Origin of the sequence: uncultured Neglectibacter sp. (genome assembly GCA_937958185.1) — a bacterium.
GTDB lineage: Bacteria > Bacillota > Clostridia > Oscillospirales > Acutalibacteraceae > Acutalibacter.
Window position 1 is genome coordinate 36,536 of sequence record CALFFN010000016.1, and the last position, 8,410, is coordinate 44,945.

Annotated in this window: 7 protein-coding genes; 4 read left to right on the plus strand and 3 right to left on the minus strand. The window is 59.1% G+C overall.

Features of this window, described 5'->3' with window-relative positions; all coding sequences use genetic code 11:
- Positions 1-19 precede the first annotated feature (19 nt).
- The 3 genes from AB8996_RS04590 to eis are packed head-to-tail and all read right to left on the minus strand — an operon-like array spanning position 20 to position 3,755.
- Positions 20-1,585 (minus strand): cellulase family glycosylhydrolase, encoded by a 1,566-nt coding sequence (locus AB8996_RS04590; protein WP_369297795.1) that lies wholly within the window; start codon positions 1,583-1,585, stop codon positions 20-22.
- Positions 1,582-2,520 carry a lysophospholipase gene (locus AB8996_RS04595; RefSeq protein WP_369297796.1) on the minus strand — a complete coding sequence of 313 codons (939 nt, stop codon included), beginning with the start codon at positions 2,518-2,520 and terminating at the stop codon, positions 1,582-1,584. The genes AB8996_RS04590 and AB8996_RS04595 overlap by 4 nt, the downstream gene beginning before the upstream one ends.
- A gap of 32 nt (positions 2,521-2,552) precedes the next feature.
- Positions 2,553-3,755, minus strand: coding sequence for an enhanced intracellular survival protein Eis (gene eis, locus AB8996_RS04600; RefSeq protein ID WP_369297797.1), 1,203 nt, complete (start codon positions 3,753-3,755; stop codon positions 2,553-2,555).
- Between the two features lie 227 nt (positions 3,756-3,982).
- Here eis and AB8996_RS04605 point away from each other — a divergent pair, with 227 nt between their 5' ends.
- The 4 genes from AB8996_RS04605 to AB8996_RS04620 form a co-directional block, all read left to right on the plus strand.
- Positions 3,983-4,345 carry a GntR family transcriptional regulator gene (locus AB8996_RS04605; protein ID WP_369297798.1) on the plus strand — a complete coding sequence of 121 codons (363 nt, stop codon included), beginning with the start codon at positions 3,983-3,985 and terminating at the stop codon, positions 4,343-4,345.
- Positions 4,342-5,247, plus strand: coding sequence for an ABC transporter ATP-binding protein (locus tag AB8996_RS04610; protein ID WP_369297799.1), 906 nt, complete (start codon positions 4,342-4,344; stop codon positions 5,245-5,247). Before AB8996_RS04605 ends, AB8996_RS04610 begins: the two co-directional genes overlap by 4 nt.
- A complete protein-coding gene (locus AB8996_RS04615; RefSeq protein ID WP_369297800.1) occupies positions 5,237-7,117 on the plus strand; it encodes an ABC transporter permease in 1,881 nt (626 codons plus the stop codon). Before AB8996_RS04610 ends, AB8996_RS04615 begins: the two co-directional genes overlap by 11 nt.
- Positions 7,118-7,238: 121 nt before the next feature.
- On the plus strand, positions 7,239-8,410 hold a 1,172-nt coding region (locus tag AB8996_RS04620; protein ID WP_369297801.1), incomplete at its 3' end, for an aminopeptidase.

An 8,410-nucleotide genomic window follows, 5' to 3' on the forward strand; every position in this document is an offset into this window, starting at 1 on the left:
TATCTGCTTTTTCTCCCCGTTAAAACCGGGAGAAAACAAACTTGCCGGATTCCGAAAGGTCGCTTTGCTTCCAGCCGCCGTTCGGGGAAGCGCCGGGCTTTAAGGCGGCGGAGGTCTCATTCTTGTCGCAGAGGGACCAGTTTGCCCAGCTGATGTTCCGCTTTTGCAGGAAATCCAGCCATTCGCCGGACTCTTTCAGGAACACGCCGCCGCTGCCGTCCGCCCGGCTGGTGCCCCATTCGGAAACGAAAACGGCGATCCCCTTTTTATTTGCTTCGTCAATGCGCCGGCGCAGGTCTTCCCCGTGGGTACCCGCGTAGAAATGCAGGGTGTACATGAGGTTTTCCCCCGGTACCGGGTCGGCGGCTGCCAAATGGATATCCTGGCTCCATGTGGGGCTGCCGATCAGGATCACCCCGTCGGAGCCGGCGTCCCGAATGGTTTTCACGATCTCTTTGGCATAGGGCTTCACATCGTTTGCCCAGGACACATTGCCGTTGGGTTCGTTGCATATCTCATAAAGCACCGCCGGGCTGTCCTTGTAGCGCTTTGCCATTTCGGCGAAAAAGGTTTTTGCTTCGCTCAGGTGGGTTTTGGGATTGCCGTCGGAGAGAATGTGCCAGTCGATGATGACATACATATCATTCTTAATGGCGTCGTCCACTGCGGCGATGATCTTTTTCCTGATGGCGTCCTTTTGGGAAAGATAGCCGTTTTCCCCGGTGTACATGGCGACCCGGAACAGGTTCGCGCCGTACTCCGCCGTGGTCTTGATCGCCCCGCCGGAAGCGTACTGCCCGTACCACTGCATTCCGTGGGTGCTCATGCCATGGAGCACGATGGGTTCTCCCGCTTCGTTGCAGAGCTGGGTCCCCTTGACCTGCAGCCTGCCGTTCTGGGTAACGCCGCCCTGCCGGGCTTCCGTGGGCTGGGGCGGGGTGGAGGGCTCCGTGGTGTCCAGGGGAACGTCCGGGAACTCAGACTTTTTCGCCGCCCGGCAGATCAAGGCGCAGGCTTCCGCCCGGGACAAGCCCTTTTTGGGTAGGAAATTTCCCTGGTTCGTGCCCTGGGCGACACCCTCGGCGTAGGCAGCCAGAACAGCGTCGTAATACCTGCCGTCCAACTGGGAAAAATCCTTCATTTTCTGGGATTCCGTGTTGTAATCCCCACGGGCGTTGGGCAAAAACGCTTTCATTAGTATCTTTACCGCCAACTGACGAGTGATGGGCCTGTTGAAGGTTTCCCCGGTGGGGGGAAGCTCATCATAATCGTACCAGCCCTGTTCAAGGGCTGCCTGGGTCAGAGGAGCAGCCCAGTGGTGGACCTGTCCCTGAGAGGGGGCAATGCCCCGGCGGCGGGCGATGATACTGACAAATTCCGCCCTGCTGATCATGCGCTCCGGCTGGAACCTCCCATCGTCACAGCCGTTCAGCCAGCCGGATTCCGTCATCGCCATAATGTCGCTGTAGTACCATTTGCTGGGGGTTACATCGGGGAAGGTCTTTTTCGCGGCGGTGGCTGTGGGGGAAAAGCTGTTCAAAAAGAGCTGCGCCGCGGCGAGCAGAGAGGCTACCAGACGTTTCATATCGCTGCCCCTTCCATTCTTGTTTCCAGCCAGCTCAGAATATCGTCATAGACCTTCTGCCTGCCGGTTTCATTCAGCAGCTCGTGGCGCATTTCCGGGTACAGGGTCAGCTCCACATTTTTTACCCCCGCGCTTTTCAGCATATCCGCCACCTGACGGGGACCCTCGCCGTAGTTGCCCACCGGGTCCTCCAGACCGGCAACCAGGTAGATGGGCAGCTCTTTTGGCACGGCGGCTGCCCATTGGGGCGAGCTGACCTCCTCAAGCCCCGTGAACAGGTCGCGGTACCCGGCGGCGGTAAACTCGAAGCCGCACATTTTGTCGGCGGCATAGGCTTTGCAGTTGTCTTCGTCGGTAGAGAGCCACGCAAATTTATTTACAGGGTTTTCAATGCGCTTGTTGTAGGAGCCAAACGCCAGCTTATCCAGCAGCTTTCCCCGGGAACGGGGACCCTGCAGCCTGCATTGCAGCTCCGCCAGAGCCTTGCCGGGCTTTACGCCGGGGTTCTGCCCCATGGTGCCGCAGAGAATGCAGCCGGAAAGCCGCTGCCCGTACCGGGTCAAAAAGGAGCGGGACAAAAACGAGCCCATGCTGTGCCCCATCAAAAACAGGGGCAGCCCCGGGTTTTCCCGTTCCGCTTCGTCCATCAGGGCGTTCAGGTCGCTCACCACGTTTTCCCAGCCGTTTTTATCGGCAAAATGCCCGTTTATCTGGGCGGACCGCCCGTGCCCGGCGTGGTCGTTCATATAGACGGTATAGCCCCGCTCCGCCAGAAAGGCGGCAAAGGCGTCGTACCGGGCGCTGTGCTCCGCCATGCCGTGGGCGATCTCCACCACGGCTTTCGCAGGGGTATCTTCGCTTTTCCAGCTGCGGGAAAAAATCCTTCCCGGCTCGCCGGAAGCCTTTCTTGTCCATTCCTTTCGCTCGATATTCATATGGCGTGCTCCTTTCTCCATAGGGAAATGATTTAGAATAAGTCCAGCACATGGCAGGGCTTTTTATAGAAGACATTTTCAAAGGGAGCGTTCTGATTTTTTACCTGCACTGCCGGCATCCAGGGGAACTCCTCCGCGCTGCGCACACCCAGCAGCAGGGCGGAAAAGTCCCCGATGTCCAGAACGATATCGGGCTGCTCCGTGACCCGGCGGACCTGATTCTCCGCAGCGGGAGAGAACTGGATTTGAAAAGCGCCGCAGTTTTCCGGCAGGAGCGGGTCATTTACCTGCACGGTGAGCTTTCCCTCGCCCCGGCAGCGGCAGAGCTTCAGGGCTTCTTCCACATTTACCACCCGCAGCATGCCGTTCACAAACAGCTTGCAGTCTATGGAGGTCACCTCGGAGAACAGGGAAATAACATTGGTATGGGCGGGGGTGGAGAAGCGGATCGCTTCAAAATTGGCGATAAACGCCGTGCGGACAAAGTGCAGCAGCCCCTGCAGCGCCCGGGCGTCCCGGAACAGCAGGCCGTTTCTGGCGGAAAAATCCGTGCGGCAGTTCAGTACCTCGCCGTCCCTGCCGCCGATGAGGAACGCGCCGGGCGCGCCGGTCTCATCTTCCCAGACAAAAATATAGCGCTTTTCCTCCAGCAGGTTTTTTTCAGCCAGGTCCTCATCGTATACCTTCCGCACCACGGAAAGGTTGCAGTCTTCGTACATGGCGTTGTATACCGCCAGCAGGGGGGCGTAGTCGTCCCCGGGGAACAGCTGGTACACCCGCCCGCCCACGTCCGGCACGTTCAGGTCGGACAGGGGCAGCGTCCAAAGCTGGCAGGGCTGCCCGTTTTCAAAGCCGAATTTCCGATAATAGGCGGAGCTGAAGGGATACAGGGAGGACAGCACAAAGCCGCTATCGTACAGGTCCCGGAAGGAAGCCTGCATACAGGCGCGGATCGCGCCGCCCCGGCGGTGTGCGGGCAGGGTGGCAACGCCGCCTACGCCGCCCATCTTGACCACGTGCCCGTCAAAGCGGGACTGGTATTTGTTCATGATAAAGCTGGCGACAGGGGCAGGCTCCCCCTCCACAAAGGCGGCCCAGCAGTCGGAATTCTCTGTTTCCTTTGCCTCGGGGGCGGTGGCGCGCGCCTTTTCCAGATCAAAGCCACCCTCAAAGGCGACAGCCATGTGGAGCCCGGAAAAATACCGTTCCTCCGGCTTTAGTTTTCTGGCGATCATAGGATTCTCCTTTTGCGTTTCATCGTCGTTTCCTTTCCCTGGAACAGGGAAAATTTCCTATGAGGTAGGATACCATATTCCTTTTGGAAATTCAACCGGGAAGCATGGCGGGGCAGCGGCACGAAACGGCTCCAAAAAATTTTTAGGAAAAAACCTTGACAAACACGGAGGGTAAGGTGTATGCTCTAACTGTACTAATCGAAATAGTACAGTTAGGAGGGAGAAAAGTGTTCTCCATCGACTACAAAAGCGGACTGCCGATTTTCGAGCAGGTCTACCGCAGTGTGATCCGCCTGGGCGCGGCCGGGGCGTTCGGCGAAAGCGGGCAGCTCCCCTCGGTGCGGGCGGTGGCAAAGGAGCTGGGGGTCAACCCCAACACAGTGCAGAAAGCCTATGCCATGCTGGAGCATGACGGGGTGATCTGCTCCCTGCCGGGGAAGGGTTCCTTCCTGGCAACGCCGGAGGCGGCGCTCCAAAAGCGCCGGGAAGCGGCGCTGATCCGGGTGCGGGAGGCGGTGCGGGAAGCGCTGGAATGCGGTATCGGCAGGGAAGAACTCAGGATGGCTCTGGAAAAGGAGGAAACGGTATGATAGAGACGAAGCAGCTGACAAAGCGCTTTGGGGAAACCACGGCGCTGTCCGAGGTCAGCATGAAGATAGAGCAGGGCAGCATCTTCGGGCTGATCGGCTCCAACGGGGCGGGAAAATCCACCCTGCTCCGCGTTTTGGCGGGGATCTACCGCCCGGAGGGCGGGGAAGTCCTGCTGGACGGGGAATCCCCCTGGGAAAACAGCGCGCTGAAAAGCAGGACCCGCCTGCTGCCGGACGAGCTGTGGCTTCCGGGGAACCAGTCCACCCTGCAGGTGGGAAAAGAGCTTTCCCGGTTCTATCCCAGCTGGGACGAGGACTATTTCCGCAGGCTCTGCGCCATGTTCCCCGTGAATGAAAAGGCAAGGTACAACAGCCTGAGCAAGGGCAACCGCAGGCAGGCGGGGCTGATCCTGACGCTGTCTTCCCGCCCGGATTTCCTGCTGCTGGACGAGGTATTCGACGGGCTGGACCCGGTGGTGAGAAAGCTGATGAAAAAGCTGCTCATCGAGGAAGTGGCAGACCGGCACATGACGGTGGTGCTGGCGTCCCACAATCTTCGGGAAATGGAGGATTTCTGCGACACCATGGCGCTGCTGCACAAGGGCGGCGTGGTACTGGAGCAGGAGCTGGACGGCGTCCAGCTCTGCCTGCACCGGGTGCAGGCGGTGTTCCCCGCCATGCCGGAGATCGGCGAGCTGAAACAGAAAATCTGCATCACCCAGTGGGAAGCCACGGGTTCGCTTTTGAATTTTGTGGCGCGGGGAAACGAGGAAGAAATTTTGGCGGCGCTGGACAGCTTCTCCCCGTCTTTCCGGGAGACTGTGCCCCTGTCGTTGGAGGAAGTATTTATCAGTGAAATGGAGGCGGCTGGTTATGACATCGAAAGCATCCTTGGAGAATAAAAGAATTGGAACGGTGTTCGCGTGGCAGTTCCGCCGCAGTTTGCCCCTGACGGCGATCTATCTGGTGCTGTTCCTGGGGGTCTGCCTGGTGCCGCCCTATCATCAGCCAAATGATGTATCTATGGCGCTGAGCGTTGTCATGCTGGGCTTTTCCCTGCTGCTCCCCCCGTTCCTGTTCAGCGAGTGCTTCAGCCGCCGGCAGGCGGACGTGCTCCACGCCCTGCCTGTGAAACGGGAAGTGTTTTTTGCGGGAAGCTTCCTTTCGGCGCTTGCTTCCCTGTGGCTGCCGGTGGTGCTGGGGCTTCCCCTGCGGCATATGCTCTGTCTGATCTGCCGCAATGCTCCCTCCCCGGTGGGGACCGCCTTCCTGCTCCTGCATTTTCTGGTGATCGGTTCGGCGGCGCTGGCGTTTTTCCTGCTGATGGCGGTTTGCAGCGGCACGCTGTTTGAATACGGGCTGATCTCGCTGGTGCTGAGCCTTGCGGCGCCGCTGCTGATGACCTATCTGCCCTCTGTCATTTTCAGCACCATACCCGGGGCGGACCTTTCCTGCAGGCTCACCCATTTCCTGCGGGGGGCGATCTCGCCGCCTGTGGCGCTGTTCTTTGTGTTCCGGGATATGGAGCTGCCGCTGACGGTCCTCTGGTACGGCGTGCTGTTCCTGCTGCTGGCTGCGGCGGGCTGCGGAGTTTACCGCCGCCGGAAAAGCGAAAGCTCCGGCGTTTCCCGGTGCAGCCGGGGGATCGAATACGTTGCCCGGGCAGAGCTTTCCCTGATGGCGGCGTTCTTTTTGGGCAGCAACATTCCCGGGCGCTACCGGGTCGGCGGTGTGCTGGGGATATTCCTCACGCTGGGGGCAATGCTGCTGGGGCTAATGCTGGTGTGGCTCCTCACCGAGCTGCTCTACCATCACAGCCTGAAAAAGCTGTTCCGCCATTTCCAGCCGCTGGTGGCGGCGCTCCTCATCTGGGCGGCGGTGCTGGGAATCGTTTCCACCGGCATGGGGCTGGATACTCCCCCGCTGGAGCAGGAGGAAGCGGTAGGCGCGACGATGGAATACTATGACGCCGGTTCCAACGGGGCTTTGCTCAGCGAATTGCACGTGGGGCTGACAGGTGCTGAGGAGGGGACCCTGGGGAAGCTTCTCTCTCCCGGCGTGACCAGCCCGGAGGGGATCGCGCAGGTGCTGGGGCTTCAAAGGAAGTGGATCGAAATGGAACGCGCGTCCCAGTACCCTTACCTGCCCGGGCGAAAGGGAGACGGCAACGTAGGCATTCAGCTGCATTACTATACAGAGCCCGGCGGGAAATGGGTCAGCTACTCCTGGGTCAACTACTCCCAGAATGAATCCGTCCTCACAGGACAGGGAAGGGAGAAGCTGGGGGAGATCAGGGACAGTTGGCGGGAGATCGCCGCCTCGGAGGAGATGATGTCCAGCTATTTCCCCATAAACGCCCTGGGCGCCCTGACAGAGGTGGGCGTTATTGATACCGAAGAAAAATGGGACGGACAGGGGTACTACGGCCTGTTGCTGCTGTCGGAAACGGGAAAGGAGCCGAAGGAAGTGACTGCCGGAAAGAAGATCGGCGGATTCTCCAAAGACTTCCTCCAAAAGCTGGAACAGGCGCTGCGGGAGGACATTGCCGGGGAAAGGCACCTCACCATAGATTTTAGCGCAGAAAGACCCAGAGTGTACGAGCTGATGTACACAGGGGAGAAGCCCTTCACGGCAAAGGGCGGTCTGCTTACAGGGAACGGTTCGGAGCCTGCTGCCGGGCAGACCGTGCAGCTGGAACGAAATGAGATTTTCCTCATTTATCCCGAAATGACGGAAACCTACGCCCTGCTGGAAAAAGAATATCAGAAATAGCAAGAACCTCCCGGAGAAAAACTCCGGGAGGTTTTTTCTGCCGGAGATTTTCCATTGCGTTTTGGGCAGAACCCCTGTATAATCTAAAGAAAATGGGCTTGAAAATATGGGAGGTCATGTTATGACACTGGAAGAAATGAAGCGCAAGTATGCCTATACGCTGGCGCGGGTGGGCTTGAACGTCCAGAAGGGACAGACCGTTCTGGTAGAGGCTGCCATCGAGGGATACCAGTTTACCTCCATCTTTGCGGAGGAATGCTACAAGCTGGGTGCGGGAAACGTGGTGGTGCATTATCTGGACCTGCCCAATCTGAAGGTCGCCGCGCAGTTCCGCAGCGATGAGGATATGCGCCGGGTAGAGGATTGGGAGTACGCCATGCACGAGGGGTATCTGGAGCAGGGCGCCTGCTATATCCGGCTGGAGGGCGTCAACCCCAAGCTGATGGAGGACGTGAGCGAGAAAAACTCCAGTGCCATTTTCGCCCATGTGGACGCCGTGCGGAACATCATGCGAAAGGCGAGCCGGGAAAAGCACTGCCAGTGGCTGATCGCCATGGTCTCCACCCGGGAATGGGCGGAGTATATCCTCCCGGAGCGCGGCGAGGAAGCGGAAGAAAAGCTGTGGCGGCTGCTTTTTAAGCTCTGCTATGTGGACGAGGAAAACGATGTGGTAAAAACCTGGCAGGAAAAGAACCGGGTCACCGCGGAGCGCGGCAGGGCGGTGGACAGGCTGCACCTGAAAAGCCTGCACTACACCGCCGGCAACGGCACCGACCTTACGGTCCAGCTGACCCCATGGTCAAAATTCGGCTATGAGGACGGAGAACTGCCCGCCGGGTATATCCCCTTTAACGCCAATATCCCCTCAGAGGAAATCTGCACCACGCCCCACAAATTCGGGACAAACGGCGTGGTGTACGCCTCCCGCCCGCTGGTGCTGGGCGGCAAGAAAATCGAGAAGTTCGGGTTCCGTTTCCAGGACGGCAAGGTGGTGGAGGTGCTGGCGGACGAGGGCAGGGAAATGCTGGAAGCCCTGATCGCCACCGATGAAAACGCCGGATATCTGGGCGAAGCGGCGCTGGTGGAATACCATTCCCCCATCAGCATGAGCGGGCTGGTCTATTACACCACCCTCATCGACGAAAACGCCAGCTGCCATCTGGCGCTGGGGCGTGGGTTCGGCGGCGCGGAAGAAACCAAGGAGGTTTTCAACGACTCTACCATTCATGTCGACTTTATGATCGGCACCCCGGATATGAAGATCGTGGGCGTCACTGAGGACGGCAGGGAAGT